The organism is Halorubrum salsamenti (genome assembly GCF_007671685.1).
Taxonomy (GTDB): Archaea; Halobacteriota; Halobacteria; order Halobacteriales; family Haloferacaceae; genus Halorubrum; species Halorubrum salsamenti.
On record NZ_VCNL01000008.1, the window covers coordinates 1 to 26,545 of the forward strand.

26 protein-coding genes, 1 tRNA gene and 3 pseudogenes are annotated in these 26,545 nt (G+C 57.0%); 15 read left to right on the plus strand and 15 right to left on the minus strand.

The window, feature by feature from the left end:
* The first annotated feature begins 128 nt into the window (after window positions 1-128).
* The 3 genes and pseudogenes from FGL94_RS19070 to FGL94_RS16025 all read left to right on the plus strand — a co-directional run bounded on the left by FGL94_RS19070 (window position 129) and on the right by FGL94_RS16025 (window position 1,409).
* Window positions 129-335, plus strand: a complete 207-nt coding sequence (locus FGL94_RS19070; RefSeq protein WP_449405033.1) for a DUF7333 family protein — start codon at window positions 129-131, stop codon at window positions 333-335.
* Window positions 336-622: 287 nt separating this feature from the next.
* Window positions 623-883: pseudogene (locus FGL94_RS16020) on the plus strand (HVO_A0114 family putative DNA-binding protein); the annotation flags it as partial.
* Between the two features lie 322 nt (window positions 884-1,205).
* On the plus strand, window positions 1,206-1,409 hold the full coding sequence (locus tag FGL94_RS16025; protein ID WP_058365968.1) for a hypothetical protein: 204 nt from the start codon (window positions 1,206-1,208) through the stop codon (window positions 1,407-1,409).
* Between the two features lie 30 nt (window positions 1,410-1,439).
* Here the strand turns inward: FGL94_RS16025 and FGL94_RS16030 are convergent, their stop codons facing one another.
* Genes FGL94_RS16030 through FGL94_RS16040 form a run of 3 tightly spaced genes read right to left on the minus strand, consistent with a single transcriptional unit; the run spans window position 1,440 to window position 5,631 of the window.
* Window positions 1,440-3,227, minus strand: a complete 1,788-nt coding sequence (locus FGL94_RS16030; RefSeq protein ID WP_058365967.1) for a Na(+)/H(+) antiporter subunit D — start codon at window positions 3,225-3,227, stop codon at window positions 1,440-1,442.
* Window positions 3,224-5,305, minus strand: a complete 2,082-nt coding sequence (locus tag FGL94_RS16035; RefSeq protein ID WP_144800181.1) for a cation:proton antiporter — start codon at window positions 5,303-5,305, stop codon at window positions 3,224-3,226. The genes FGL94_RS16030 and FGL94_RS16035 overlap by 4 nt, the downstream gene beginning before the upstream one ends.
* Window positions 5,302-5,631, minus strand: coding sequence for a hypothetical protein (locus tag FGL94_RS16040; protein WP_058365394.1), 330 nt, complete (start codon window positions 5,629-5,631; stop codon window positions 5,302-5,304). Before FGL94_RS16040 ends, FGL94_RS16035 begins: the two co-directional genes overlap by 4 nt.
* Before the next feature lie 495 nt (window positions 5,632-6,126).
* On the opposite strand from FGL94_RS16040, the gene artA reads away from it, so the two are divergent.
* Together artA and FGL94_RS18930 are read left to right on the plus strand one after the other, a co-directional pair.
* Entirely contained in the window at window positions 6,127-6,450 is a 324-nt protein-coding gene (gene artA, locus FGL94_RS16045; protein WP_241659218.1) for an archaeosortase A, read from the plus strand.
* 605 nt (window positions 6,451-7,055) lie between these two features.
* A pseudogene (locus FGL94_RS18930) lies at window positions 7,056-7,529 on the plus strand (S49 family peptidase).
* Window positions 7,530-7,545: 16 nt separating this feature from the next.
* On the opposite strand, the gene FGL94_RS16055 reads toward FGL94_RS18930, so the two are convergent.
* Window positions 7,546-10,140 (minus strand): heavy metal translocating P-type ATPase, encoded by a 2,595-nt coding sequence (locus tag FGL94_RS16055; RefSeq protein ID WP_058365396.1) that lies wholly within the window; start codon window positions 10,138-10,140, stop codon window positions 7,546-7,548.
* A 315-nt stretch (window positions 10,141-10,455) separates the two neighbouring features.
* Here FGL94_RS16055 and FGL94_RS16060 point away from each other — a divergent pair, with 315 nt between their 5' ends.
* Window positions 10,456-10,692 carry a hypothetical protein gene (locus tag FGL94_RS16060; protein ID WP_058365397.1) on the plus strand — a complete coding sequence of 79 codons (237 nt, stop codon included), beginning with the start codon at window positions 10,456-10,458 and terminating at the stop codon, window positions 10,690-10,692.
* 21 nt (window positions 10,693-10,713) lie between these two features.
* Here the strand turns inward: FGL94_RS16060 and FGL94_RS16065 are convergent, their stop codons facing one another.
* The 3 genes from FGL94_RS16065 to FGL94_RS16075 all read right to left on the minus strand — a co-directional run bounded on the left by FGL94_RS16065 (window position 10,714) and on the right by FGL94_RS16075 (window position 13,501).
* Window positions 10,714-10,992 (minus strand): hypothetical protein, encoded by a 279-nt coding sequence (locus tag FGL94_RS16065; protein WP_241659219.1) that lies wholly within the window; start codon window positions 10,990-10,992, stop codon window positions 10,714-10,716.
* Window positions 10,993-10,994: 2 nt separating this feature from the next.
* Complete coding sequence (locus FGL94_RS16070) at window positions 10,995-11,996, minus strand: cytochrome d ubiquinol oxidase subunit II (RefSeq protein WP_144800184.1); 1,002 nt, start codon at window positions 11,994-11,996, stop codon at window positions 10,995-10,997.
* Window positions 11,997-12,064: 68 nt separating this feature from the next.
* On the minus strand, window positions 12,065-13,501 hold the full coding sequence (locus tag FGL94_RS16075; RefSeq protein ID WP_144800185.1) for a cytochrome ubiquinol oxidase subunit I: 1,437 nt from the start codon (window positions 13,499-13,501) through the stop codon (window positions 12,065-12,067).
* A 117-nt stretch (window positions 13,502-13,618) separates the two neighbouring features.
* On the opposite strand from FGL94_RS16075, the gene FGL94_RS16080 reads away from it, so the two are divergent.
* A complete protein-coding gene (locus FGL94_RS16080; RefSeq protein ID WP_058365068.1) occupies window positions 13,619-13,798 on the plus strand; it encodes a hypothetical protein in 180 nt (59 codons plus the stop codon).
* A gap of 386 nt (window positions 13,799-14,184) precedes the next feature.
* The gene (locus FGL94_RS16085) at window positions 14,185-15,033 is read left to right on the plus strand and encodes a cation diffusion facilitator family transporter (RefSeq protein WP_280921423.1); all 849 of its coding nucleotides are present in this window, start codon (window positions 14,185-14,187) and stop codon (window positions 15,031-15,033) included.
* Between the two features lie 38 nt (window positions 15,034-15,071).
* Here FGL94_RS16085 and FGL94_RS16090 read toward each other — a convergent pair whose 3' ends face one another.
* Complete coding sequence (locus FGL94_RS16090; RefSeq protein ID WP_080508283.1) at window positions 15,072-15,377, minus strand: CPBP family intramembrane glutamic endopeptidase; 306 nt, start codon at window positions 15,375-15,377, stop codon at window positions 15,072-15,074.
* A gap of 30 nt (window positions 15,378-15,407) precedes the next feature.
* Window positions 15,408-16,264: pseudogene (locus FGL94_RS16095) on the minus strand (IS1595 family transposase).
* A 266-nt stretch (window positions 16,265-16,530) separates the two neighbouring features.
* On the opposite strand from FGL94_RS16095, the gene FGL94_RS16100 reads away from it, so the two are divergent.
* A tRNA-Glu gene (locus tag FGL94_RS16100) sits at window positions 16,531-16,605 on the plus strand.
* Window positions 16,606-16,760: 155 nt separating this feature from the next.
* Here the strand turns inward: FGL94_RS16100 and FGL94_RS16105 are convergent.
* The 4 genes from FGL94_RS16105 to FGL94_RS16120 form a co-directional block, all read right to left on the minus strand.
* A complete protein-coding gene (locus FGL94_RS16105; RefSeq protein WP_125919944.1) occupies window positions 16,761-17,318 on the minus strand; it encodes a hypothetical protein in 558 nt (185 codons plus the stop codon).
* A 77-nt stretch (window positions 17,319-17,395) separates the two neighbouring features.
* A complete protein-coding gene (locus FGL94_RS18680; protein ID WP_080508282.1) occupies window positions 17,396-17,674 on the minus strand; it encodes a DUF7521 family protein in 279 nt (92 codons plus the stop codon).
* Window positions 17,671-18,048, minus strand: coding sequence for a winged helix-turn-helix domain-containing protein (locus FGL94_RS16115; RefSeq protein ID WP_080508281.1), 378 nt, complete (start codon window positions 18,046-18,048; stop codon window positions 17,671-17,673). Before FGL94_RS16115 ends, FGL94_RS18680 begins: the two co-directional genes overlap by 4 nt.
* A 451-nt stretch (window positions 18,049-18,499) precedes the next feature.
* The gene (locus tag FGL94_RS16120; RefSeq protein ID WP_080508280.1) at window positions 18,500-19,459 is read right to left on the minus strand and encodes a transcription initiation factor IIB; all 960 of its coding nucleotides are present in this window, start codon (window positions 19,457-19,459) and stop codon (window positions 18,500-18,502) included.
* A 179-nt stretch (window positions 19,460-19,638) separates the two neighbouring features.
* On the opposite strand from FGL94_RS16120, the gene FGL94_RS16125 reads away from it, so the two are divergent.
* The 6 genes from FGL94_RS16125 to FGL94_RS16150 all read left to right on the plus strand — a co-directional run bounded on the left by FGL94_RS16125 (window position 19,639) and on the right by FGL94_RS16150 (window position 24,817).
* A complete protein-coding gene (locus FGL94_RS16125) occupies window positions 19,639-20,190 on the plus strand; it encodes a COX15/CtaA family protein (RefSeq protein WP_080508279.1) in 552 nt (183 codons plus the stop codon).
* A complete protein-coding gene (locus tag FGL94_RS16130) occupies window positions 20,187-20,930 on the plus strand; it encodes a DsbA family protein (RefSeq protein WP_206664949.1) in 744 nt (247 codons plus the stop codon). The genes FGL94_RS16125 and FGL94_RS16130 overlap by 4 nt, the downstream gene beginning before the upstream one ends.
* The gene (locus FGL94_RS16135; protein WP_343771647.1) at window positions 20,920-21,435 is read left to right on the plus strand and encodes a disulfide bond formation protein B; all 516 of its coding nucleotides are present in this window, start codon (window positions 20,920-20,922) and stop codon (window positions 21,433-21,435) included. The genes FGL94_RS16130 and FGL94_RS16135 overlap by 11 nt, the downstream gene beginning before the upstream one ends.
* Window positions 21,432-22,160 carry a CPBP family intramembrane glutamic endopeptidase gene (locus FGL94_RS16140; RefSeq protein ID WP_080508278.1) on the plus strand — a complete coding sequence of 243 codons (729 nt, stop codon included), beginning with the start codon at window positions 21,432-21,434 and terminating at the stop codon, window positions 22,158-22,160. Before FGL94_RS16135 ends, FGL94_RS16140 begins: the two co-directional genes overlap by 4 nt.
* Window positions 22,161-22,323: 163 nt before the next feature.
* A complete protein-coding gene (locus FGL94_RS16145; RefSeq protein ID WP_058365064.1) occupies window positions 22,324-23,478 on the plus strand; it encodes a multicopper oxidase domain-containing protein in 1,155 nt (384 codons plus the stop codon).
* Between the two features lie 145 nt (window positions 23,479-23,623).
* Entirely contained in the window at window positions 23,624-24,817 is a 1,194-nt protein-coding gene (locus FGL94_RS16150) for a hypothetical protein (protein ID WP_241659220.1), read from the plus strand.
* Window positions 24,818-24,976: 159 nt separating this feature from the next.
* On the opposite strand, the gene FGL94_RS16155 is transcribed toward FGL94_RS16150, so the two are convergent.
* Window positions 24,977-25,162 (minus strand): DUF7333 family protein, encoded by a 186-nt coding sequence (locus FGL94_RS16155; RefSeq protein ID WP_058365063.1) that lies wholly within the window; start codon window positions 25,160-25,162, stop codon window positions 24,977-24,979.
* A gap of 240 nt (window positions 25,163-25,402) precedes the next feature.
* Complete coding sequence (locus FGL94_RS18510) at window positions 25,403-26,509, minus strand: transposase (protein ID WP_206664950.1); 1,107 nt, start codon at window positions 26,507-26,509, stop codon at window positions 25,403-25,405.
* Window positions 26,510-26,545: the final 36 nt, after the last annotated feature.

A 26,545-nucleotide genomic window follows, 5' to 3' on the forward strand; every position in this document is an offset into this window, starting at 1 on the left:
TTGCAATCACCAACTACGAGCGAGGAAACGAACCGGGCTGTGAGATGCTATGAGTTGGATTCTATGACACGCTCTACCCGTCCTAAAATGTCGACAGCCGAGACATCGGAAACAACCTGTGATTGAGTTTGAGTAACAAACTGGAGAAGGAATTCAATACAACGAAAACGGTGATCACGTTCGTGGCCCTGCTCGCCATCATTATTGATGAGACGATTATGTATCCGATGACCACCAGTATAGTCATGATGGCGAGTGTCGGCCTCATCGTGTTCGGAGTCCTTACACCTCTTCTCGGGACCAAACACGGTGAGTATCGAGCAAACCGTACCTAGGTCTGCGTTTGAGATGGGGGAAACACAGAGTTCAACTTTGTATGTATATTAAACATTGGTAGTGAATGAGCGATTTATAGCAGCCGAGTTAATAAACTTGTAGCGGCTAGTGATGATCTCACCTGACGACGATTCCCACGACAGGAAGTGGTGAATCAATAGATCATACCCCTGAACACGAAGAGGGGTCTCACGAGCCTAGTCACAGGCATGACCACGACCATGCCGATCCGAGCACGCTCAACACGCAGAACGGGGCGTCAAAAACGGTTTCCCACCGCTCGAACATGGGGACGCTGACCCCGCGCGTCCTCGATCTCATCGAAGCCATCCGTCGGGAAGAGCCATCCAGCATCAACGAGACCGCACGGGTTGTCAACCGGGACGTGAAGAACGTCCACGAGGAACTCAGTCGGCTCGCCCAGTTGGGCATCATCTTCTTTGAAGAAGACGGCCAGAGTAAACGTCCGGTCGTCTGGTTTGACGAACTCGTCATCAACCTCCCGTTTGATCCGGAAGCCGGTGACACCGCAACCGTCGCACCGTAAGGCCCGGCGAGTTTATACCATATCGAAAGTTGCAATTTGAAATTCGAATAACCCTTATATCGGCTTCGTTGAAACATGCTGCGAGTAATACTGTTGACCCACTCGCGGCCATTACAGTCACGCTCTATATACGAAGGGAGGACACGAGTATATGTATCAGTGGCGGCGAAAGTCACCTACCAGAAGATGATGGCAGGCAGTCAGAATTCAAACAGACTAGATATGCGGCATACGGTATGGAAGACCGTATGCTACAGCAAGTGACGCGGATCTACGACAACCGATCACGGAACAAGACGAGCTACGAGAATTTCCGGGACGTATGTGCTCTGACAACGACGCCACCGATGCCAATTCGCTGGTCTACGTCGGCGTTTTCTGCGTGAGTATGACCTCGGTTTTGTTCATGCGCTACACCAGCGCAGAGAGCGGCGAAATGTTCGGATTCGTGGTTCCGTTCATCAGCGTGATCGTCTTCCTCTCGCTCAGCGAACAGGATCGGCGAATTGTCGAAGAGGACGAGTGAGATGCACGAACCGGCGGCTCAACTCTCTCGCTACCCGAGCAGGAACACGAGCAGCGCGACACCAGCCGCGAGCGTCAAGAAGAGGACGCTCCGACCGATGCCCGCCCGGATCTCGACGTCGGCGCCGAGCGCCGAGACGGCCGCTCGCGGGTGCGTCGCGGTCCGCTTGACGCCGGCGACCAGCCGCATCACGACGCGGTCGACGGCAGCCCACAGCTCCGTGACGCCCCAGACTGTTCCCCGGCTCAGGTAGAATGCGGCCGGGTACGTCACCGCGTCGACGTCGCGCATATGGTGGGCGAGCCAGCCGAGCGGGCGCTTCAGCGCGAAGAAGCCGACGAAGCCGGTCACGAGTAGCGCCGCGCTCTCCGTCAGGTGGCTCGCGCTGTACGGGTGCAGTTCCGGCGCGACCGCGGCAGTGAACGGCATCAGTTCGACGAGGTAACCGTAGGTGAGCGGCGTGCCGAAGAAGACACAGGCGCCGCCCGCCAGGAGCATCCCCGCCGTCTGGAACGGCGTCGCGTCTTTCGGCGATAGCGTCGCCGACCCGTGAAAGAACATATAGTAGCCGAGCTTGATGAACGACATGAACGTCCCCACGCCGCCGAGGATCAGCAGCCACCACAGCAGCCCTTGGCCGAACAGCAGCTCGAAGTTGTGGACCTCGTGGGCGGAGGAGATCACCATCCCCTTCGAAATGAACCCGTTGAACCCCGGAACGGCGGTAATCGAGGCCGCACCCACGAGGTAGACGAGAAAGGTGATCGGCATCTCCCGCCAGAGTCCGCCCATGTCCCTGATGTCCTCGACGCCGGTACGGTAGACGACGACACCGACTGCCATGAACAGGAGGCTCTTGTAGAGGACGTTGTTGAACAGGTGCGCGAACCCGCCGGTGACGGCGAACTCGCCGACAGCAGTCGCGAGCCCGAGTCCGGCGAGCATGTAGCCGACCTGCGCCTGGATGTGGTACGACAGCAGGCGACGCGGATCGTACTGCAGCAGCGCGAAGAACGCGCCGTAGACGGCCATGAACCCGCCGAGATACGCGAGCCACATCCCGCCCTCCGGGAACGCACGGTACATCACGTACACCGCGGTCTTCGTCGTGAACACCGAGAGGAACACCGACGCCGCGACGTGCGGGCGCGGGTAGGTGTCCGGCAGCCACGTGTGCAGGAAGATGAACCCGCAGTTGACGCCGATCCCGATCGCGGCGAGTAGCGTCGCGGAGGCGTGGATCCCGGTCGTCGACGAGAACAGGAATATCTCGCCGGCCGGCACGCTCCCGAGCATCGCCGCGCCGTGGACGACGACCGCGCCGAGGAAGAATGTCCCGCCGATGCCGTGGAACAGCGCGTAGCGGTAGCCGGCCCGCACCGCTTCCCCGCCGTACTGCCACACCAGCAGCGTCGAGGTGACGGCCATCAGCTCCCAGAAGAAGATCAGGGTGAGCCAGTCGCCGGCGTAGATCGTCCCGATCGTCGAGGCGACGTAGATGAGCGCGAACGCAGTCACCCACGTGGGCGCCTCGGTGCCGTACGCGTACAGCACCGCCGCGGTCGCGAGGAAGCCGACGACGACCCCCATCAAAAGCGAGAACTGATCGACGTTGAAGAAGACCACGTCGAAGCCGAGGAACTGTGTCGCGAGGTACGTCCCCGCGCCGCCGTCGCCGAGCAGGACGGCCTGCGCGAAGGTGAACGCCGTCGCCAGCGCGGCCACTGCGTGACCGGACCGGCGCGGGAGCGCGAGCACGGCGAGGGCGGCGAAGGCGAGCAGCACGTACGGAGGCACCGAGGTGAGAATCGGGTTCACGGCCGCATCATCCCCTCGGGGAGTCGCGTGTCGACGATGAGCTCGATCAGCTCCAGGAAGCCCATCTCGTAGGGTATCACGCCGAGCAGCACCGCGAGGCTCATCGCGGTGAGGATCGGCCCGAGTGTGAACCACGTGGACTCGCCCCCGCAGAGGGCGTCGAGCCCCGCGATGTGCTCCCAGTCGCTCGCGGGCGGCCCGCCCGCGTGGCCGTGGTTGTCGTGGTCTGCGTGATCGTCATGGCTCGTGTCGTGGGCATCATGCCCTGTCTCATCGCCTCCGTCATCGCCGTCGCCGCGCCCCACGCCAAACGGAACGTCGGCGTCGGAGGGGCGCTGGTCGACCGCGTAATCGCCGGTGTCGACGCGCTCTGCGGGCTCGGAGAAGTCCCGGTCGCTCGTGTCGAAGTCCGGGCATACCACGCCGTCTTCGTCGGTCGGGAGGTCGTCCATCTCCGCGTCGGGGATGTCCGAGTCGTCCGGGACATCGGCGTCGTCGCCCGTGGACTCCGCTCCCTCGGCATCGATTGCCGAGTCGCCCTCGGCACTCTCGACGACCTCGTCGACGTCGGGGTCGTCGTCGTTACAAGCGTCAACGTCGTCGTCGGCATCCTTCGGACGGCCCCCATCGGTCGCCGGCAGCGTCGACCGCGTCTCGCCGCCCATCCGGAAGTCGACGAGCGGCTTCGCGTCGTGGGCGTCCTCCGCCTCGAAGAAGGCCGTGTAGATCACCGGCCAGAAGTACGCGATGTTGAGCACGCCGGAGAGCAGCAGCGCGCCGACGAGGTAGTAGGCGACCGGGGTCAGCCGAGCGCCCATCCGAATCCCGCCGATCAGCATGTAGTACTTGCTGACGAACCCGGCCAGCAGCGGGATTCCGGCCATCCCGAGCGAGGCGACCGTAAAGGCCCCCATCGTCAGGGGCATCCGCTTGCCGATCCCCGCCATCTCGGAGATGTAATCGGTGTGCGTCGAGACGTGGAGGTTCCCGGCACAGAAGAACAGGGTGAGCTTCATGAACGCGTGCGCCGGGATGTGCAGCAGCGCGCCGACGAGCCCGTACCAGCCGTACAGGCCGAGTCCGAGGATGATGTAGCTCAGCTGGCTCACCGTCGAGTAGGCGAGCCGCTGTTTCAGGTGGTCCTTCCGCAGGGCGATGATCGAGGCCGCCGTCAGCGTGATCGCTCCGATGGTCGAGAGGACGAGTCCGGCCGAGAAGCCGAACGGGAGCGAGAGGTCGAAGACGAGTTCTGGGCCGAACACGTCGAGGACGACCCGCGAGACGCCGAACGCCCCGGACTTGACGACCGCGACCGCATGCAGCAGCCCGGAAACGGGCGTCGGTGCGACCATCGCCTCGGGGAGCCACTGGTGGAGCGGCATGATCCCGGCCTTCACGCCGAACCCGATCGCGAGCAGGAAGAAGGCGAGCATCGCGAGGCCGGGGTCGGCGTTCGCCAGTTCCTCGATGCCGCCGGCCGTGAACGAGACGTTGCCGGCGATGAGGTAGACGAGGGCGGTCCCGGCGAGGACGAGCACGCCGCCGCCGAACATCGTGTACGCGAGGTACTTCCGGCCGGCCGCGCGGGCCTCGTCGGTCTCGTCGTGGGCGACGAGCGGGTACGTCGCGATCGAGAGGAGCTCGTAGAAGACGAAGATCGTCACGAGGTTGCCCGCGAACGCGATCCCCATCGTCGCCGACAGCGACACCGCGAACGCGGCGAAGTACCGGGTCTGGTTCACCTCGTCGTTCCCGCGCATGTAGCCGATGCTGTAGAAGGAGGTGACGATCCACAGCCCGCTCGCGAGGAACGCGAATAGCATCCCGAGCGCGTCGGCGCGCAGGACGAACTCGATGCCGCCGGGCAGGAACGCGCCGAGCGACCACTCGAACACCGCGCCGTCGAGGACCGCCGGCAGCATCGAGGCGACGATCGCGAACTTCGTGACCGCCGCCGCGATCGTCCACCCCTCGCGGACGTTCGGGGAGCGGTGCGACGCGGCGATGAAGAACGCCGCGACGAACGAGACGAGGACGGCCAGTAGGGGGCGTAGATCGGTTATGGGTACGTCAGTCATGCGAACACCTCCATGAGGACCGGGTCGAACCACTTGAACAGCGCGTAGCCGCCGAAGCCGAGCGCGACCGCGACGAGGAACATCGCCAGTAACGCGGGCGGCACCCGATAGAGAACCAGCGAGGGACGCGGCGTGCCCTCACGGGCGCGACGGGGGACGTCGCCGTCGGCTTCACTTCCTTCGACGACAGCCTCCACGATGTGCACGACTGTCGCACGGAGGGTCGGCAACGGCTCGACGGGGACGACGATCGTCAATCGCGGATCCGAGCCGGCGTCACCGGTAGCGTTCGTGACGGGCTCGTCTGCGTCGTCGGTGTCAGTCACCCACACACCTCCGACGGGTTTAGGATCCACCGTCTCTGTGTACATGGGTATCCCTACTCGGATACTTTTCCTACCGTCCCTAAACGGTTTGTATCCCAGTCGATACGAACAGAACGACGAAAGCGCCGTCACTGATGTCGCAGCCGAGACAAGGATCCTACGCCTCCTCCACTCGCTCGAACGATACCACGAATCGGTCGGCAATCTGCCCGGCGGTGCAGTCCTTCGAGCCGGCCGCCTCCTCCGGAAGTATGCACTCATCTGCAAGCGAAGCTCGTGATCCTCGTCGTGACGCTTCTGATCTCGTACTGGTTGGCATACAAACGACGCCAATCGAGTCGCACCAATCGTCATATTGGCCGTAACTGAAGAGTGATTCATTACAATCGAACGACTGAACACCGATCTTCTGCTTAAATATCAAAGGTCACGCGGAGCATGTCCCGCGTGCCCGAACCGAGCCCCAAGGCCAACACGGTAATCAGAAGCATCAACGTGTTTCGAACCGCCTTCATTTCGATCGTCACCGGCAATCAGTTGATGGACTGGTTCTCGGAGGCGATCCTGTTTGTGTTCGGCGAAACCGACCCTCATCGGATGTCGTTTCTGATCTCCGACCGCATCATCAGCCAACTCGGGGCGGTCGTCGCGCTCATGGCGATCACCTACCTCGTCGTCCGCGAGCTCCCGGAACCGTTGACCATCCTAGAGGATATACTCTACTTGCTCACAGGTGAGGATCATGACCTCCAAGCCACTCTCGATCTCCCGCGTGAGCCCGCGGTCGAACAGCCAGAAGCGGCGACGAAAAGTGACTGAGATCCTCCCAATCACCCACGATCCGGGATGTATGATCGCATTGCTGCCACGACCTTATCGGTGACCACAGCCGTAATCGTTTCCTGCTTGCCAACGATGTGAAGACTATTTTCAGTATTGCCACCGTCTACGGGATTAATATTGGACGTTAGCCGGAGATCTGTGATCGGCACCATCGATCCTTAACCCTGCGCCAGTCTCCTAGTGCAACGTACATAGAATCTATCAAATCCCATATTTCTGGAGTTGCCACGGTTTTTTTACTTGTGTGACTCGATATCTAAACTCGTGGCGAATCCGATTGATCAACGAGTCGAGACGCTGTTGACCTCGTACACAGTTATTATTGTTGCCGCTCTTCTGATCGGTGCTGCGGTCGGTCCGACAGCCTCATTGGCGTTGTTTGAGGACGACGATCGTGGGACCGTCGCAGTGGTAACGATTGAAGGGCCGATCAGCGGCAATTCCGCGGACGATGTGACTCACGAACTACGTACAGTCCGGCAGAACAGCTCGATTGATCCAGTCGTGTTGCCCATCAACAGCGGCGGTGGGCCGTCGCGGCAAGCGAATCACAGTACCGGGCGGTCAAGCGACTTGCCCGCGTGAAGCCAGTCATTACCAGCGTCCGCAGCATCGCAGCCTCGGGAGGTTACTACACGGTGCTGCCGAGCGACGAGATCTACGTGACACCTGGAAGCCTCGTCGGGAGCGTCGGCGTACGCGCGCTAGTCCCCCAACCTGACGGAGTACCCTTGCCTATGGCGATCGGTCCTGATAAAGTCGGTGGCCTCACTAGTGACGACATCCGGGCCTAAGTAGAGACGCTCAAGCGCTCGTTCATCGATAGCGTGTACGCAGAGCGTGGCTCTCGGCTCTCACTGTCTCGAACTGATCTGAGCAACGCGAAGGTCTACTCTGGTGCTGCCGCCGTCGAGAACAGCTTGGCTGACGGGATCGGAGATAGGGAGACGGCTATAGCTGCCGCGGCAGAGGCGGCAGAGCTCGACGAATATTCGGTTGCTTACCGCTCGACGACGCCAAACCTGCGCTTCATCCCCCCAACTGGTGAATGTTAATAACCAATAAAGCTAATTACTCGTTCAGTAACGAATCTGGCTTGATTCTGGAGAGCCGCATCGCGTTGCCGGTGACACCAAGAGTCATACCAGCATCGCCGATAAGGACAGCTGCCCAGATCGGGACGAGTCCGAAGGGCACACCGAGTGCGAGGAGTCCTTTCGCACCCAGACTCGTCCAGATGTTCTGCCGGATGACGCTGTTCGCGTCGTGCGAGAGTTCGTAGAGGTACGGTAGCTTCGATAGGTCGTCGCTCATCAGTGCGATGTCTGCTGTTTCGAGAGCAGTATCCGTTCCAGCGGCACCCATCGCAATACCCACGGTCGCCGTCGCAAGCGCGGGTGCGTCGTTAACGCCGTCGCCGATCATAGCGACCCCGTCGTACTGTTCGTCGAGCTCTTTGATCGCCTCGACCTTCTCGTCGGGCAGGAGTTCTGCGCGGAACTCGTCGACGCCGACCTCCTCGGCAATCGCCCGGGCCGTACGTTCGTTGTCACCGGTAAGCATAACGATGTGCTCAACGCCGAGATCGTGGAGCCGCTGGATCGCTGCCTTCGCTCCGGGTCGAATCTCGTCGGCCACGGCGATCACGCCCTCAATCTCGTCCTCAGTCCCGACTAAGACGACAGTCTTCCCTTGTGATTGGAGTTCGGGGACCGTCCCCTCAAGAAGGTCGAGACAGTTGTTGCGCTCACACATCTGCTGACTCTTCGTCGTGACGACACCGCCGTCGGTCGTCGCGTGGACGTGTTCGAGATTGAACCCGAGTTCCTCGAAGAATCCCGGTTTCCCTGCGTAGTGTTTCTTGCCGTCGAGAGAGGCTTCGACGCCTTTCCCGGTGATACTATCGAAATCATCGACTGTCGGCGCTCCGATATCACTCTCCTCGGCGAATTCGATGATTGCATCGCCGATGGGGTGTTCCGACCGTGATTCCAGCCCGCGGGCACAGCGGAGAACATCGTCCTCACTGTTGTCGTTCAACGGGACGACGTCGGTGACGGTGAGTTCGCCTTTGGTGATCGTGCCGGTCTTGTCCATTGCAATGGCGTCCACCGCGCCCATCGCCTCGAGATGGTTGCCGCCCTTGATGAGGACACCATTCTTCGCGGCGCTGGTGATCCCCGACACCACCGAGACGGGTGTGGAAATAACGAACGCACAGGGACATGCAAGCACAAGCAGCGTGAGGCCGTAGACGATGAACGTCGGCCACGATGCCCCGAATAGGAGCGGCGGGACAACTGCAACCAGGACCGCAAAGCCGACGACGACGGGGGTGTAGTATGATGAGAACCGCTCGACGAACTGCTCGCGTTCGGTTTTGTTGGACTGTGCGTCTTCGACCATCTGGACGATGCGCGAGAGTGTGTTATCGCCCGCTTCGGAGGTGACCTCGATTTCGAGATAGCCCTGTTCGTTGATTGTGCCAGCGTACACCTCGTCACCCGGTGTCTTGTCCACTGGCACGCTCTCGCCTGTGATGGGGGCCTGGTTGACAGCACTCTCTCCGTCAAGAACCTCGCCGTCCATCGGGATTTTTTCACCCGGACGCACGACGACGACATCGCCGACAGCCACGTTATCGACAGGAACGGTTACCTCTTCGCCATCGCGTTTTACGGTCGCCTCGTCCGGCGATAGATCCATCAACTCTTGGAGTGAGTTCCGGGCGCGATCCATCGAATAGCGTTCAAGCAGCTCTGCAATACTGAACAGGAACGTGAGTGTGGCGGCCTCAAAGTAGAGCGCTTCCCCGAAGACGAGGCTGGCGATGATGGCGCCGCTGATGGCAATACTCATCAACAGGTCGATGTCGAGATTCCGGTTCAACGCAGAGTAGTAGCCGTTGCGGAAAATGATCTGGCCAGCGATCCCAACCGCGCCGAGGAACAGGATGTCGGCGACAAGTAACTCGCGCCCGACGAGCTCGGCCACAAGGACGTTCTGGCCCGTAAGGAAGAACTCAAAGAGGAGCCCAAGTGCGACGAGCCCCCCGCTAATCCACGTTTTTATCGCCCGCGAACTTGTCCAAACGTTCTCCCGTTCGTCAGTCGAACTCTCGGCAGTGTTTGCGTCGTTCGCAGTCGAGTCGGTCACTTCGTAGCCAGCACTCTCGATCGCATCAGTGATCTTCGATGGCGAAGTGGAGTCGTCATCGTAGGTCGTCACTACTTTCCCAGTAGTCGGTTGTGTCTCGTAACTCGAGAGCCCCGGGAGATCATCAAGGGCGTTCTCAATTTTTCCCGCACAGGATGGACAGTCCATTTCGGGGACAGTGAACGCCGCGGTTGTCTCGCCCTGGTACTCAACCGTATAGCCCGCTTTTTTGACGCGGTCGGCGATTTCGTCCGGAGATGTTTGGCTTCTCTCATAAGAAACAGAGAGTGTTCCAGTCGTCACCTGTGGGTCAACAGTGGTAATACCATCAAGTTTTCTGACACTATTTTTCACCTTCCCCGCACAAGATGGGCAATCCATCTCGGGCACCGAGAACTGGGCAACATCGTCCCGATTTGACGAGGTCGAGGATACGCTATCAGTGTCCTGTCCGTTAGTGTCATGGTCGTGTTCGTGGTCGTGACCACCTTCTTCTGGTGGTGATGTCATTATGTGAAACGAATGCTCTCAAACTTATTAACCTGGCTGCTATAATACCCCCCAATATTAACAATTCTTATTAAATTCTGTAGTGTAGAATAATAAAAGCGGATGATTTACAGCCAGCCAAGGGACGCACTCGGAGACTTGATTCGAACCTACTCATTGGTGCCTACACTAACAGTAGTCTATCTGATATATGCTCATCCACTATCGGTAGTTCCCATCGTTCCTAATTACGGACTCTGCTTCTGGGAGAAAATGAGATCGACGTCAGAGATCCGTTTGTATATATGATCTGAATTCATATACAGGAATATAACCATGACGTTACTCAAACAGGCGCTTGCGAGGGTCTATGAGTATCGGATGTACTTCCTCGGCGTCTCGGGGTTCGTCATCGCTGGGCTCGCCGTTACCTACGGCGTCCAGACCGAAGACACGGTGGCGGCACTCGGTGCACTCCTGTTTCTGCCGAATGCGGTTGTCCTCCTCGGCATCGGGCTCCGAGAACAAGGATTGATCGGCAATCTATCGCCATCGGGATCCAACCCGGAGTAACGCCCTTCCGACACATTTCTCTTAGTTCGTTTTGACAAGCGTGAGCCGCTGCTGTATCATCTGATCGACGTTGTACAGGAGCACGCTGACCGAGGCGAGGACGGTTCCCAGATAGACGATCAATCCGGGTGGTCCGGAAACCGTTCCACCGAGGGCCGCGCCACCGAGTCCAACAACGATGAGCTCAGCCCACGTCAGCAGAATGCGCGACAATAGCCACGTTCGGTCGGCATCAATCGATTGCTCGTCCGACGCGACGGTGAGCCCTTCCCCGTCGTCAGGAACGTTGGCGTCGACCACTGTCAGTAAGCCTCCTCGGGGGATATGGGACCACTGAACGCCGAGTAGAGCACGACAAAGTAGCTTGCCACCAGCGGCAACAACAGTGCGGCGGCTATTGACATCAGATTCAGCGGGAGCGTCGAGACAATGGTTTCGCTGATCGTTGCTCCAGTTGCTGGGTCGATGGCAGGATACATAATAATCCCCACAACGGCGATCAGCCCGTACGTGAGGACCGCTGCCGCCCCGAGTGCCAGTAGACTCTCACCGCGCCGCATGGCGACGATGTATCCCGCGGTGAGGCCGATCGAAGTCACCACTAACACGACGATGGCCGGATGTAGCAGTGTCAACAGCCCACTGGGCAGTCGCACGGCGAGGATCGCTAGCGTTGCCACCACCGCCACCAAGTAGCCGACGACCGCGAACTGACCGTACGTCGACACCCGCTCGGGCAGATCGAGTGGCGCTTTCAGCCGGAGGAACGCCGCCCCGGAGACGACCGTCAGCAGCGTCAGCGTGAAGCCGACGACGACGCCGATGAGCGAGACGGAGCTCTCGTTGCCGACGAGCCAGTTGCCGGCGAAGACACCGAGCAGGAACGGCGCGAGGACGCTCCCAGCAACGAAGGCGACACTCCACGCCCGCTGCCAGCGCTCGTCATGACGCTGTTCGTACATCTCAGGCGCCAGCCCACGAAGGATGAGCGCACCCAAAATCCCGAACATCAGCAGGTAGTGCCGGCTGAACAGGTTCGCGTAGGCCGCGGGAAAGGCGGCAAAGAGTGTGCCGCCAAAGACGACCAGCCAGACCTCGTTGCCGTCCCAGAACGGACCGACGGCAGCGAGGACAGCCTCATGTTCCCGGTCGGTGTTGAGCAGACCGTAAATCGCCCCTGCCCCGAAATCGAACCCATCGAGAAACAGGAACGTCGCTAGCAGCGTGAAGATGAGACCGAACCACATCTCAGAGAGCGGGAGGCCGAACAGCGGTCCAGCACTGAGCGACTCGACGCTAATCATTGATGATACCTCTCGGCTGTCCGCTAGCAGTATCAATCTGCGTCGACCTCCCCATGACCGTCGGCACGTCAGTCATCGTCGGTACCTCCCGCGGCCGACGTGTCTAGCATAGGTGTGCGGTCGGGACGCTCGCGAAGCTGTTCGCGACCGGGCGGGCCGTTGCGGATGACCCGAGTGATAACGTAGGTATACAGCCCGAGCAACGCAAGGTACACCACGGCGAAGCCAACGAGTGAGATCGTCGCTTCAGTTCCCGTTAACCCGGGTGAGACCGCTTCACTGGTCTTCATCACATCCTGAATGACCCACGGCTGTCTGCCGACCTCGGTGACGATCCAGCCGAGTTCGACCGCGAGGATGCCCAGCAGTGACGAGCCCATCAGTGCCTTGTGTAACAGACCATCATTCAGTAGCTGGCCCTTGTACCATCGGTAGCCACCCCAGAACGATAACAGGATGAACCAAAATCCCAGACCGACCATCGCACGGAAAGCCCAGAAGACGATGGCGACCGGCGGCGCCTGGCTCTCAAAGGTGTTCAATCCACGTATCTCGGCGGTCGGATCACCCCCGCTGGCGAGCCACGACGCGCCACCGGGTATCCCGATGCCGAACAGTTCCTTCGCCCGTGGGTCGGTGATCGAATCGAGGTTCGTCGGGACGGCGATAAGATACTCAGGCACGTAGGAGTCGGTCTCCCAGACGGCCTCCATTGCGGCAAACTTCTGCGGTTGGGTTTCGGCGACCGAGCGGGCGTACATGTCGCCCTGATAGACTTGAAACGGGGCCGTGATCAGCAGAGCGACGAGGGCGATCTTCAGGGTCATCTCCCAGAAATTCACGTTGTCGACATCGATCCCACGAACGTGGTGTTTGAACACGTAGTAGGCGGCGATGCCGGCCATGAAGAGCGCGACCGATTCGACGGCCGCGTTCTGCATGTGGACAAACATGTAGCCGAATCGGGGGTTAAAATACGCTGCAAGCGGATCGACGAGCTTAACGACCGTCTGGCCGCCCTCGGTGACTAGTTCATAGCCACGCGGGGTTTGCATCCATGAGTTCGCGATGAGAATCCACACGGCTGAGAGCCACGTGCCAAGACCGACAGCGACGCTTGAAATGAAGTAGAGCGTGTCATCGACGCGCTCACGGCCGAAAACGAAGATCCCGAGGAACGTCGCCTCTAGCATGAACGCCATCATCCCCTCAACGGCTAGCGGGCCACCAAACAGTTCGCCGGCGGCAATCGAAAACGCCGCGAAGTTCGTCCCGAACTCGAATTCGAGGACGATTCCAGTAACGGTGCCGACAACAAAGGAGATGGCGAAGATCTTGGTCCAGAAGCGACGCAACTGTTCGTACACCGGCTCGCCAGTTCGAATGTCCTTCCATGTAAAATAGATAAGAAACGGGGCTAACCCCATGCTCATCACCGGAAAGATGATATGGACGATTGTGGTGAGGGCGAACTGGAGCCGGCTAGCGATAAGTGGATCGACCATGGCTGAAGGAGTGGCTAACAGCCGATTCTAAAGAACATATCATGTTAAACATATCCGCACCTCCTTCTCGCCGGGAAGCGGCGAACCGTTTATTATGTCGACCGATAACGCCGCCGTATGGATACCCGGCGTGTCGTTCTTGTGCTCGTCTGTCTGGTGACGGCGATCATGGCTATCAGAGGGTTTGTCGCGCTCCAGAACGTGGAGTTCGGCACGGTCGGGCGACAGCTCGGTGTGGGGGCGATCGTCTTCATCTTCGGGATCGCACTTGTCCGTCGATGGGATGAGATCGGGTAATAATTGACGTAGCGTTCGGTGATTCATCAACACTCAACACGGTCCACAATCGGCAGGTCACATCGAGTTAGCGGAGAGCCACAACGGATAGAATTATTAAGATATCAGGGTAATCCTCCGTTGACGTACGAAATCCAGGTTGATAACGGAATAGTTACTGTGACGAGGTGTTCTCTGTCCAAGGATCTAGTCTTTCATATCCGTCCTCCAGGCTCTTCTCCTTCTACAGATGATGCACTGGAGTGTTTCCTTCGTACGGCAGAACCCAAACCTGTGTGTTTAATCTACTAGATTAAGAATCACAATGTAGGTGATTTCGTTTGGGAACTACTCAGAGCCACGACAGCGGACACGGCCATGATAGTGGCGAACGGAGCATCCGGAAATTGGGCGTGGTCGCCCTGATCAACCTCGTCGGCTTCGTGATCGAACTTGCTGGTGGTCTCCTCTTCGGTTCCGTAGCCCTGATCGGCGACGCCTTCCACATGCTGTTCGACGCGCTCGCGTACGTTCTCGCCTTCGGTGCCGCCTACGTCTCACGACGTACTGAACCAGGCGAGTACTGGTCATACGGACTGGACCGTGTCGAGCCGTTCACTGCGTTTCTGAACGGTGTCCTCCTCGTTCCGATGGTGGGATACCTCGTCTGGGAGTCCTATCAGCGATTCCTCAAACCCGTCGAGATCGATCCGTTGATGACAGCAGGACTCGCTACGGGCGGACTGGTCGTGAACTTCGCGTCCGTGTACTACTTACAGGGCGGCGAAATGAACCTCAACGAGAAGGGTGCGTACTACCATCTTATCGGGGATACCGGCGCGTCCGTCGCTGTCATCGTTTCGATGCTCGTTGTTGAGTTCACTGGATCGACACTCGCTGACCCAATCACGGCAGTGTTGATCGCGGTCATCATTATCTGGTCGGCTGTGAAACTACTCCGTGAGAGCGGCAAAATATTCTTCCAGCGGAGTCCGGTTTCCGTCGACGAAGTCGAAACCCGGTTAAAACAACTCGAGGGCGTCGTGGCAGTCGATGATGTACACGTTTGGCAGTTATCGAGTACGATCCGCGTCGCGTCGATGCATCTGAAAGACGATGTCCAGTCACTCGAGGAGCGGGAGAAACTCAAAACACAGGCTGTCGACGTTCTTCACGACGAATTCGACGTTGACCACGCGACTATCGACATGGCTAGTGAATCGAACGAATATGCACAGGTGCCAGAGCATCAGTAAGCGATGACGGCGTGGGACTCACGGTTTCTCTGAGCACTTCACGTTACCTGCAAGTAGAGGGCGGAGAGCAATACGGCATTATACACACCATGGATCACAGCTGGGGTTACGAGGTTCTCCGCATATTCGTAGGTGGCGCCGAGGACGAGTGCGAGAACGAACACGACGGCCATGTAGGTGAGTTGGCCATCACCACTGAGAGCTGTCGTGTGACTCACAGCGAAGATCGCACTCGCAATAACGACTGCACTCCCTGGCCGGAAGGTTTGTCGTAGTGTTCCCTGGATAAGCCCTCGGAATAAGAATTCTTCGCCAGGACCAACGAGCAGTAGTGAGAATGGCACTACGCTCTTGTGACGTAGATTGTTGGTGAGTCAGAGAACTGCTTGGACAATCTCTTTCAGTGCCTCTCGACCCGGTTTATGGAGGATTCGTCGCCGAAGCTGGAGCGGTCTGAGATACGCTGTCAGTTTGTCCTTTGAGACGCCTCGATGCGGCGAGAGCCACCGTCGCGCCAGCGACGCGTGGCTCTCGCACGTGTTCACGTGCGCGTCTCCATCAGCGTACTCGCCGTCATCGTGAATTACTGCTTCTCGGTGGAAGTTCTCGTCATCGTCGAGTGGATCGTAGGCCCGAAATCCGTCAGTATACACGGTCAGCGACTCCTTCTCGTGGTTGCCGAGAAGGAGTCGCACCGTCGCTTCGTCGGCGGATTTCGCCGGAATGACGTATCGCTGACCGCTGCCGCGATCCACGAGGACGAACACGGGTGGTTTGTCTTGATCATACGTTCCGCGTCCGCGTCGAGAGAGGCCGCGAGAGCGCGACCAGCGGTCGCGCTCGCGGCCTTTCAAGCCGGAAGAGACGTAGAACTCGTCAATCTCGACCGGGCCAACGAGAGAGATGTCTGGCGCGTCGAGCGTTCTGGCGAACTGCTCGACGCGCCGGCGAAGTGAACGATACGAAACGTCAATTTCAGCATCTAACTGGCGGATACTCGTGTTGAATCGGAGGAACGAGTAGAACGCGAACAAGAGCTTGTCGAGGCCGATCTTCGCGTGCGCGAAGATCGTGCCAGTCTTGTCGTTGAACGTGCGGTCGCAATCCTTACAGAGATACCGTTGATACTCTCGATAGCTGCCGTGTTTGATCACTGACTCAGACCGGCAGCGGGGGCAACAGAGGCCCTCGCGGCGCTCGCCTCTGAACTCAGCAATTCAAATGGGAACATTGCGTTCGGGTGACGCGTTCGCGTCACCCTTGCCCGCTACGCTTCCACAGCGACAGCTCTACCTGACCAACAATCTACTTCCGAAGAGCGTAAGAGGCAAAGGAGGATACCCAATACGTAGGACACCGACCTCATTTGACGTACCGAACTCGCAAAGTCGGAGTGACCACGGACTCGTTATGTAGACACCATGAGTCGTCTACGGATGTCGAATTCTGTTTCGTAAAGTGATTAGGCTTAACTGGATTCGCCAGTGAGATCAATATGCTCCGTTGGTGTAGCTCGGCCAATCATCTCGGTATCTCACGCCGAGGACCGAGGTTCAAATCCTCGATGGAGCATCTCCAACCCGCTTCGACCCTCTATAGGCCGACCTCATATCTGCCCACTACACGACTAGCTTCACAGAATCGCGTGTTGGGCAGGTATACCTCCGTAGAACTAGTTGCAATCACCAGCCTATGTCTGGTTGCTTTTGCTACCGCGACGGTCGTATTTACCGTAGGCGGAACTCCTTCAAGCACGTTGTCGACGGCAGGTAGATGTCAAGAAAGCCAGTGGCATCCTCGTCATCGCCGATCAGAACGATGATCTTCGTATCACGGTTGCTCAGCTGCGTGAGCGTGTCATCTCTACCCAATTGTGATTCGCCGACGACAACGTCGCCGTTTCGGAGACACTCGAAGACGATTTCGTCGAACACGATGATACCGCGGATCACTGTTTCCTCGATACTCGTTGCGACGGAGAATGGTGTCGCGAACTCGAGTACCCATGGACACCCGATCAAGACACTGACAACGCCGTCAGGACGGCGATCGAGACGCCAGCCCCCATCACGAGCGACCAGCCGCCAGCAATACCGCTCCGCCCACGACGACTGAAAGACCGGACGACCCGGATCGATCGACCCATCGCTGGATGCCGTGGTCTCCACTCTGGTGACCTCAGACCCACGTGATGAGCCGTCAACTCTGCTGGATACACTGTCACTCACCGTGAACACAGCAGCCCCGTTTGTGACGACCGCTCCGCCGACGAGATTGTCGCCCACTCGCTTCAGGGCTGGAAGGTGATTCACCCGCCGTGACTGCTTTCTCGACCGTACATTCGCTCTCGGCAAGATCAGAGCTATTTCTGAATATACAAAGAATACATAATAATCGCGAGTGCGAAAGCGACGAACATACTATTTATGAGGACAACATATGCCAATGAGACAGAGAAGAACTGATTAGCTACACCTGTCAACAGTGCTCCGAGCGTGAGGACACCAAATCCGATACCCAGAACGCGGAGAGAATTCTCACCAGTTCGCCGATAAGCTTTGAACGCGATATAAGTAATTCCACCCCCGAGAATCAGGATTACAAACTTAACTATCGCAATTGCGGGTACAACTTCCTTCATATTTCGTCCCCCATCATTGTCCAGATGTCAGCAAGTCGCTCGTCGGTAGACTGTGATAGCCGCTCGATATTCACCGAAAACTCACCCGTGTCATCCAGGGAAATCATTACGTCATTGAATGACCGCTCGTAGTGAGTGACACGTCCGCCACCGGGATTGATCGTATCCCACTTTCGTACGAGAGCAGCGGAGCTGAGAAGTTCTAATTTGCGATACAACGTCGACTTGGGGATGTCACAGACATCGCTCAATTCGTTTGCAGTCATAGGTTCAATGGTTTCGCGGAGAATGGATCGACACTCAGGATCGTCCAACGCATCGAGGACATCTTGTAACGCCGGTGTGTCCTCAGATGACGCTGAATTGTCTCGCATTGTTCTATTAAATATGTTGGGCGGAATATGGGGTCCAATTGTTCTTCGGGAATGCTCCTGATGGTTCGGATCTAAGACCGGTTGCGATATCCAGCTCATAACAGGTAAGTTGTCGAAAGAATCGCGAGATGAGAGTCGACATAGTGATACTAATAGCGGGGTGTTATAACCTATACTGAGTTTCGGATCGTTGTGCCGTTTCTTCAATGATTTCGGAGAAGCCTCGCCCGAGCGAACTGATGAACTCGTCATTATGAAAGTGGGTACATGTTTGTTCGACAGCAATCAAATGTTTGTCAACTGAATTAACAATATCTATTACGTAAGAAGGTGGCTGGCTACTAACTGTTGTATCTCGATCAATCTTGGTCTCTATCTGAAATTTGCTCATATTAGAATTACGGCTGTGAGTGAATGAAGAGCTGTTTGCTGTCCGAACAGACCCACCCATTCAGGCATGCTTCTCATACACCTCGAGAAGTTCCTGATATCGGTTTTGGATCGTTACTTGGCTGACGTGGGCGATTTCACTTACAGTCTCCTGTGTGAGCTGTTCGTTCGTGAGATGGGTCGCAGCATACAGCGCGGCGGCCGCCAATCCTGCCGGGTTTTTCCCACTGTGGACACCATTATCTGTTGCCACCTCAAGAAGTTCTCTAGAACGTCGTTCTGCTTCATCGCTCACATCAAGCGATGACGCGAATTGTGGAAGATATTGAGTCGGATTTTGCGGCTCGATCTCCAACCCGAGTTCACGGGAGAGATATCGGTATGCTCGCTGGACTCTGATTTTTTTGACACGACTTACGTCGGAGAATTCAGTCAGTGGACGTGGCGTCCCATGCTGTCGAGCAGCCGCATACAACGAAGCCGTTGACATCCCCTCAATCGATCGGCCAGGTAGCAGGTCCTTCTCTACAGCACGCTTATACAGGATGCCGGCAGTTTCTCGGACTGATTTCGGAAGACCGAGAGCAGACGCCATGCGGTTGATCTCACCGAGTGCTTGTTTGAGATTTCGCTCATAGGAATCTTTCGCCCGAAACCGCTCATCCCACATCCGAAGGCGCTGTAGTTGAGCGCGTTTGCGATCAGGAACTGCTTGTCCGTAGGCATCCTTATCCCGCCAACCAATGGTAGTACTCAATCCCTTATCGTGCATCAGATGCGTCGTCGGGGAACCAACACGACTCTTTTCATCACGTTCTTCCGACGTGAACGCACGCCATTCCGGGCCGTGATCGACTCGGCTTTCCTTGAAAATTAACCCACAACCTTCACAAGCCGATTCACCTCCATTGCCCTTCTGAATGATTTGGCCTTGACACTCAGGACACACATTGCTCTCGATACACTCCGAGACCCGCTTGCGACTATCTAACGACTGTTCGTTGCTTTGTTTTTGACACATAATGATAATATTATGGACAGGTTTGCACCTCCAAATCGTGGGTCTTCTTGACAATTCGGAGGGGTGGCTCCGCAATGAACAAGTGGCGGAATCCCACTTAGGGGGAATCCGACCTATACCTTTGTCATCATGCCTTTAACAGCCTTATCGTAATTGGGAGGCATCCCATCAATCGAGATATGGCCCAAAATTCAGCGAACTCAAACTACCTTCGAAAGACGATTTCAGAGGGTCCAGTTAAGTTCGAGCACATCGCCGGCCTGACGCTGGTTCTGACGTACATCGTGATGCTTCTCGGCGCCTATACGAGTGCAATCGGTGCTGGACTCTCTTGCCCCGACTGGCCGAGCTGCTACGGTACCTGGGTACCCTTCTTCCAACCCGATATCATCGCAAATTCACCGTACTCTGCCCTGCAGATATTCGCCGAATGGGCCCACCGGGGACTTGCGATGACTGCTGGCCTCTTCATCGCGGGGACAGCAGTTGGTGCGTGGATTTTCTACCCAGACGATACGTTAGTCAAGTGGTCCGCAACAACGGCACTCATCTTGCTTCCAATTCAGGTCGTACTCGGACGACTGACTGTCACAGAGAACCTCGAACCAATAATAGTCACGACGCACCTCGGAGTCGCTATTCTCATTCTCCTCAGCCTGCTCATGACCGTCCTTACGACCTATCTTCGTGACACACGAGTCGATAAATCCAAAATATGGGGAGAAGCATGACCGATAGCGAACGCATCTCGACTATGCTCACATCATCTGGTGGAGGACATAGACTGTTAACGAGACGTCAGTTCCTCGCGACAAGTGGAGTATTGGCGCTCAGTGGATGTCTCGGTGGCGAAAATAATGAATCAACAAATGCTGCTGTTGATGATGCGGTAGCTAACGCGCCGGACCCAGACGACCCCACATCATCCACATACGCAAGAGCGGGAGCGGCCGACCGACCAACGGTGACCTACTATGGGAACTGGAAATGTCCGTACTGTGCAGACTTCAGCACAGATTTTCTCGGCAATATAGTCACAGACTACGTCGAGCCCGGAGACATCAGCCTACAATTCCGTGCGTTGGCCTACATCGACGGTGAGCCATTCCTCGCCTCTGATGCCCCTCGTGCCGCTCAAGGTGGTCTCGGTGTCTGGAATGTAGCTCCTGAAACCTACTGGCGATACCACGAATACGTCTTCGCCAATCAACCACCGGAGGGTGAGGAATGGGCAACCACTAACAAACTCGTGTCATTCGCTGAGGAGGCTGGAGTAACGGAGACGGAACAGCTCCGGACAAAAATTCAGGAACAAGCCTACGAATCACCGGTTCGAGAGACGAGTCAGGCAGCAGCCGACGCCGGCGTTTCGGGAACCCCCGCCCTTGTGATCGATGGTGAAACAGTCAACCCGCTGAGTGACGAACAACGAACTCGTACCCTTATCGAACAACTCGCAGATGGATCGTGATCGGATCTGGCTCGTATTGGGTAGTGCAACCCTCATCGCCGGGATCGCAACAGCTGGGAGTCTCTGGTTTAGCCTCGGACTGGTACCGTGTGACCTCTGTTGGTACCAACGAATTCTGATGTACCCACTAGTAATGGTTATGGGTGTCGCAGCGATCGAAGCTCGCCCTACTGTTTGGCGGACTAGTATTCCCTTGTCAGTTCTGGGTGGAGTGATCGCAACGTATCACACAGTGTTGCAAGCGCGACAACCACCTGCTCCCTCAAAGGACCGTGTGCCGCTGTACAATAGCAGTTCCTGTAGAAAAGATGACAATTCTGAATCTCTCACTTCTGGCATTCACGCTCATTACAGCCGCAGGAGCTATCTGTATAATTGTATCTGTGAGACAAACGAAGACAAAACCACGCAACCAATGATCAAACCCAATTTACAAGCACAACCCAGTATCAGAACTCGACGTATCGCTTTCACAGATCGATCAGTGACCAGTATTTTCAAATGACAGAATCAACGACACGGATTCAGTCTGTCGGGAGTGCAGTTGGGCTCACGTACGGCTCAACGGTTATCGGGTCGATAATTGTCACCATCGCTGCCGCACTGCTGGGCGCATTCGGGGTCGATGTAACCGCTCGTCCATCGTTGCGCCTCGTAATGAGCACGATCCTATTACAGGGGGTAACATTCGGAGGGCTCTCAATCCTCTATCTCAGATTTCGCGATCTCGACTTCGAATTCGTTTCGCTTTCGATTCCGGACAGGCGGGATATTGCTGTAATCATCGGGGGAATAGGTACACTTCTCGGATTGCTCATTGTCGCATCACGCGTTATCTCCTCACTCGGACTGGAATCGGCGGAAAACCAGGTAGTAACAGTTGGCCAGCAGAATCCGACAGCGTTTCTGATTCTCATCCCTCTATCGTTTCTGCTAGTCGGTCCGGGCGAAGAGCTGTTATACCGAGGACTGGTTCAGGGAACACTTCGAGAAACGCTACATCCAACCCGTGCAATCGTTCTTGCGAGTGCCCTCTTCGCGTCGATCCATCTCTTCTCGTTGAGTGGAGAAGGAAAGCTTGTGTACGTCGGTATCGCATTCGTGCTAGCTCTAGTACTCGGTGCGACCTACGAGTACACCGATAACCTCGTTGTTCCGGCTCTGATTCACGGTGCGTATAATGCGATACAGTTTACGAGCGCATATTTGACGGCCACAGGTGGAATGTAACTGTTTGCTACCCGTTGACCCCGGATACTAGCTCTCGTGACGGAGAACTAAGCGTTTGCTTGCCGGATCCGTCCGGCTGTTACCGAACATGTTAGCGTGCCCTCTCACAGACAGAGATTCTGCAGTCTCCCTTTATCGCGACAGCACAACGTCCAAATGGACCATGACCCGATCTTTCGGTGCCCCTGGAACTGGACTGTCCCGGCGGGAATTTCTCGCTGCAACCGGCGTGACGGGTGTATCGGCGTTGGCAGGCTGTTCATCAAAAACAATTAACGCGCCGACGGCGGCCGCGAACGCCCCGAACGAAGGACAGACGTCGTCTGACCTTCCCTACACCAGTCCTCCAACGGTGGTCAACGTCGACGAGCAGGGAGGTTCCGTAACGATGGGGACGCAGCCGGCGCGACACGCCGTCCACCCGCTCGATTCAATGGGTGGCCCGGTCGAGTTCCCGCGCGTCTGGGCGTGGCAGGCCGACGACAACGACCCGAGCGTTCCGGGCCCGATCCTCCGAACGACCGAAGGTAACGACATGGAAGTGACGCTCGACAACACGAACGGACGCCGGCCGCACACGATCCACTTCCACGGCGTCACGAAGACGTGGAAGAATGACGGCGTTCCGACGTCGACCGGCATCCAAGTCCCGGCAGGCGAGAAACACACGTACGAGATCCCGGCGAACGTTCCGGGGACGCACTTGTACCACTGTCACCTCCAGACCCACCGCCACATCGATATGGGGATGTACGGGATCTTCCGGGTCGACCCCGAAGGCTACGAACCGGCGGACCGGGAATACTTCATGACGATCAAAGACTGGGACTCGCGGGTCCCGAAGAAGTGGGCCGGTGAAGCGGACTTCACGTACGACACGGCCTCGCGCAATCCGGACGTCTTCACCGTCAACGGGAAGAGCGCACCCCGAACCCTCCATCCCGAACAGGGCTCTCCGATCATCGTCGATAAGGGAGATTTAGTCAGAATTCACCTCGTCAACGGCGGGTACATGTCCCACCCGATGCACATCCACAACCACCGCTTCCAGCGCGTCGAAAAGGACGGTGGAGTCGTCCCGGAAGCAGCCCGACACGACATCGACGTCACGAACATTGCCCCCGCCGAGCGGCACACGATCGAGTTCACGGCCGACGCGGACCCCGGCATCTACCTCATGCACTGCCACAAGGTCAACCACGTCATGAATGGGACGTTCTATCCCGGCGGGATGCTTACCGGAGTCGTGTATCGCTCCGTCATGGATTCGGACATCTTCAGCCAGCTCATGGAGTACGCCGGATACGAACCGAACTGATAAGATCGGACATTTTCACAAAACAACCTGATCGGGCTCTCTCCAAAACGTTTTGCCCGGACGGAAATTTCCGCGGAGTCACTTCAACGATTTCGTGAGGGCCGAAAGAGACAGATAATTGTATGCGGATCGCTAAACTTGGGTAATGCTTCCGAGAGGACGCCAACAGGATACAGACGGTGACAGAGAGGGCTCTCATCGAAGGTTCTCCCGCTTATGTATCCTGTTTTCAGTCGGGGTTATCCTCCTCTCTCTGATCCCGACCGTGGCCGCTCACGGTGGCTCCGAAGCGTCAGGCCTCTCGCAATCGCACGGACTGGCGATCGTTCTGATCGGCGTCCTGTCAGTCGGTACTCTCGTACTGCTCAAACGAAGCGGGCGAATCTCTCCGACAGCCGCTCTGTACGGGATTGCGGTCGGCATCGGGATTACTGTCGCCGGAGCGATTCTGTTCGAGGGGCTGGCCCCGGACCCGACGTATCAGGCCAGTTCGATGCCGTTCCCCCGGTCGTGGTATCAGCCGCTCGCGATCGTAACGGGTCTTTCGGTCGTGGTTGTGAGTTTCATCGTCGGGGTCGTGCGTTGGACAACATGTCCCCGGTACATGGTTCTCGGAATGATACTTGGAGGATGGATACTGTATCCGTACCTACTTCCGGGTTTTAGCGGCTACACGAATCCGATAGGTTACGGGATTGTCCTCGCAACACCACTGCTCGTTGGATATATTCTCTGGAAAGATGTGGGCCCGACGCTGTCCGTGATTCTTCAGGATCCGGTAGCACGTCGGTTCGGATTCGGTATCGGAGCCATGGTGAGTATCTTTTTTATGGCGACATCGGGGTATCTGTCGTTCTTCAGTGAGGAAGGTGCCCCCGAAGAGACAACTGTGGCCGTCTTATCCGTACTGTATCAGATCGTACGGTGGCCCACACTCGAAATACTCCTTCCGGACGTTCCGTTCTTCATCGCTATCTCTCCGGGAGTACTACTGGTACTCGGATCGCTTGGCGTTCTCGTGGGCCTGAATGCGGCCGCCGTTGCTCACTCTTGGCGTCTCAATCGTGAGGCAGGAGCGACACAGGGCACCGCCGGGACGGCGACGGTCGTCGGTGCGTGTACGTGTGGATGCTGTGGGCCGCTCGTCTCCCAAGTCGCAGTAATCGCCGCGGGTCCCACGATTGCGGCGCCGATATACTGGATCTTCGTCGATTCGGCGTCGCCGCTCAACTCGATATTCCTCTTGGGTAGCATCGCGCTATTCACCGGGACGCTCATCTATTCGATCGATTCCGCTACACCTACCCGAAAAGACGTGTTTGAGGTTAGTGCGGATTAGATAGACTCAACTACATCTGTTGATATCCTCTGTCGGTGATTGTTCACCGAGGTCTTGTTGAAATAAAGAGCGTATTGATCAGCAATATCAATCGGATAGAGACAACGCAGGGCGAGCATGGATCTCGACCCTGTGAATCTCACGGACTGGGCTGTACCACTACGGACTAGCGCGGAACTCACCGTGCTTCATCCCGAAGAAGAACGCGATGACCGAGAAGACGATCATTGAGGGGAGGACCATCATGAAGACCGTCGAGGGGGTCATCATAACCGTTAGCGCGACTGTTGCGACGGCGACGATCACAGCAAGTGGAATCACCGAGCGCGTGAAGTCGAATTCCATATCAGGAATGGTGGCTGGACAAACAAAGTGTTTAAGAAAGCAAATCTGATGATCAACTGATTTACAATTATCGCCGTGAAATCACACTGGCCGAGTGCTACATAGATCCTCTGATGGCACCGTAGAAAGGGGTGTTCTGACGAGAACACCCCGGCCCGATCACCGGTGATTCTCTCATCAAAACGGAGCCGTCACCACACAGGGACCAGCTGACAGCGACAAACGACACTTCTTGCCCGGCTATCCTGTCGATTTCTCTTGCTTCGCCTCCGATTCCAGGAATCTGGAGGCTCGCTTCAGGTTTCTCCCCATTGCTTTCGCTATCGAGGCGTTTTTCACCTTGATTTTCCCCGTGAACTTCGTTTTCTCACCGTCTTTGTGATACATCTCGTTCATCAATGACTCAACTCCGGCACGTAAGTTCAGGAACTCCTGTTCCGCTGGATCATCCAACCGCCTCCGTCGCTGAGCCACTTCTACCCGCCGTTCCCTGAACCCGTAGCTATAGTGTTCTTGCTGTTCCTCGACGAAACAGTTCTCTTGGTGCTGGCAGCCATCACAGAACTTCTTGTCCATCTTCCCCGAGATACGGCCGGTCTCGTAATGGTTCTGCTCGAATGGTTCGTGTCCGGCAGGACACGCAACCATTCTCGTCCCATCCCACTCTGGGGCGGCAAGCGACATCTTCTCCGCCGCAGGCCGTTGACCCGTGATTCCTGTGAAGTGCTGCGTGATCTCCTGATCACGGCAGCACTTTTCTACTTCCTTGTGCGTGTACCCACCATCTACGAGCAGGTCACGTAATCCCGTTTCCTCGGCGAGATTCCTCGCGTCTTCGGCCAAGAGGTCTCCATCATCCGTGTTGTTCGTATCGACTCGAACCGCCGTAATTAGACGAAACGGATTTTCACCATCGCATGTCTCAGCGATATTCGACTTGTAGCCGAAGTAATCTTCCGCGTCCTTGGAACGATACGTCGCTTCGTCGTCGTGAGGGTTTTGCAGTGAGCTGCTGTCGATCTCGTCGGACTCTTCCAGTCCGATGTGATCGTGTCTGTCTTCGGCGTCTCTTTCTAACGACTCGGAGTCGGGTTCATCTTCGGCAGTCTCTGTAGAGTCACTTGAAGAGGTGTACGTTTGGAGTGGCTGCCAGCCCGGTGACTCGTCACCGGGATGGCCCTGATCAGCAGAATCCTGATTATCGTCATCGTCTTCGAGATCAGGAATGCGATAGCATTGTTCGTCGAGGACACGCTGTAGATGAGCGAAGCTGTTCAACCCGGCGTATTCATCCTCGTCTCCGAATCGATCAACAAGCCACGCAGTATGCTCGGCGAGCGTTTCCATCGTTGCGGGAATTTCGCCCGGTTCAAGATGATAGGA

Excerpts from the sequence above, each read along its gene's own strand:
- FGL94_RS16120 (WP_080508280.1), bottom strand. The coding sequence starts at position 19,459 with ATGTGTCAAAAACAAAGCAACGAACAGTCGTTAGATAGTCGCAAGCGG.
- FGL94_RS18510 (WP_206664950.1), bottom strand. The coding sequence starts at position 26,509 with ATGGAAACGCTCGCCGAGCATACTGCGTGGCTTGTTGATCGATTCGGA.
- FGL94_RS16125 (WP_080508279.1), top strand. The coding sequence starts at position 19,639 with ATGGCCCAAAATTCAGCGAACTCAAACTACCTTCGAAAGACGATTTCA.
- FGL94_RS16150 (WP_241659220.1), top strand. The coding sequence starts at position 23,624 with ATGCTTCCGAGAGGACGCCAACAGGATACAGACGGTGACAGAGAGGGC.
- FGL94_RS16070 (WP_144800184.1), bottom strand. The coding sequence starts at position 11,996 with ATGATTAGCGTCGAGTCGCTCAGTGCTGGACCGCTGTTCGGCCTCCCG.
- FGL94_RS18680 (WP_080508282.1), bottom strand. The coding sequence starts at position 17,674 with ATGAAGGAAGTTGTACCCGCAATTGCGATAGTTAAGTTTGTAATCCTG.
- FGL94_RS16025 (WP_058365968.1), top strand. The coding sequence starts at position 1,206 with ATGTGCTCTGACAACGACGCCACCGATGCCAATTCGCTGGTCTACGTC.
- FGL94_RS16035 (WP_144800181.1), bottom strand. The coding sequence starts at position 5,305 with ATGACTGACGTACCCATAACCGATCTACGCCCCCTACTGGCCGTCCTC.
- FGL94_RS16075 (WP_144800185.1), bottom strand. The coding sequence starts at position 13,501 with ATGGTCGATCCACTTATCGCTAGCCGGCTCCAGTTCGCCCTCACCACA.
- FGL94_RS16140 (WP_080508278.1), top strand. The coding sequence starts at position 21,432 with ATGACAGAATCAACGACACGGATTCAGTCTGTCGGGAGTGCAGTTGGG.
- FGL94_RS16145 (WP_058365064.1), top strand. The coding sequence starts at position 22,324 with ATGACCCGATCTTTCGGTGCCCCTGGAACTGGACTGTCCCGGCGGGAA.
- FGL94_RS16080 (WP_058365068.1), top strand. The coding sequence starts at position 13,619 with ATGGATACCCGGCGTGTCGTTCTTGTGCTCGTCTGTCTGGTGACGGCG.
- FGL94_RS16155 (WP_058365063.1), bottom strand. The coding sequence starts at position 25,162 with ATGGAATTCGACTTCACGCGCTCGGTGATTCCACTTGCTGTGATCGTC.
- FGL94_RS16135 (WP_343771647.1), top strand. The coding sequence starts at position 20,920 with ATGGATCGTGATCGGATCTGGCTCGTATTGGGTAGTGCAACCCTCATC.
- FGL94_RS16060 (WP_058365397.1), top strand. The coding sequence starts at position 10,456 with ATGACGTTACTCAAACAGGCGCTTGCGAGGGTCTATGAGTATCGGATG.
- FGL94_RS16055 (WP_058365396.1), bottom strand. The coding sequence starts at position 10,140 with ATGACATCACCACCAGAAGAAGGTGGTCACGACCACGAACACGACCAT.
- FGL94_RS16130 (WP_206664949.1), top strand. The coding sequence starts at position 20,187 with ATGACCGATAGCGAACGCATCTCGACTATGCTCACATCATCTGGTGGA.
- FGL94_RS16115 (WP_080508281.1), bottom strand. The coding sequence starts at position 18,048 with ATGCGAGACAATTCAGCGTCATCTGAGGACACACCGGCGTTACAAGAT.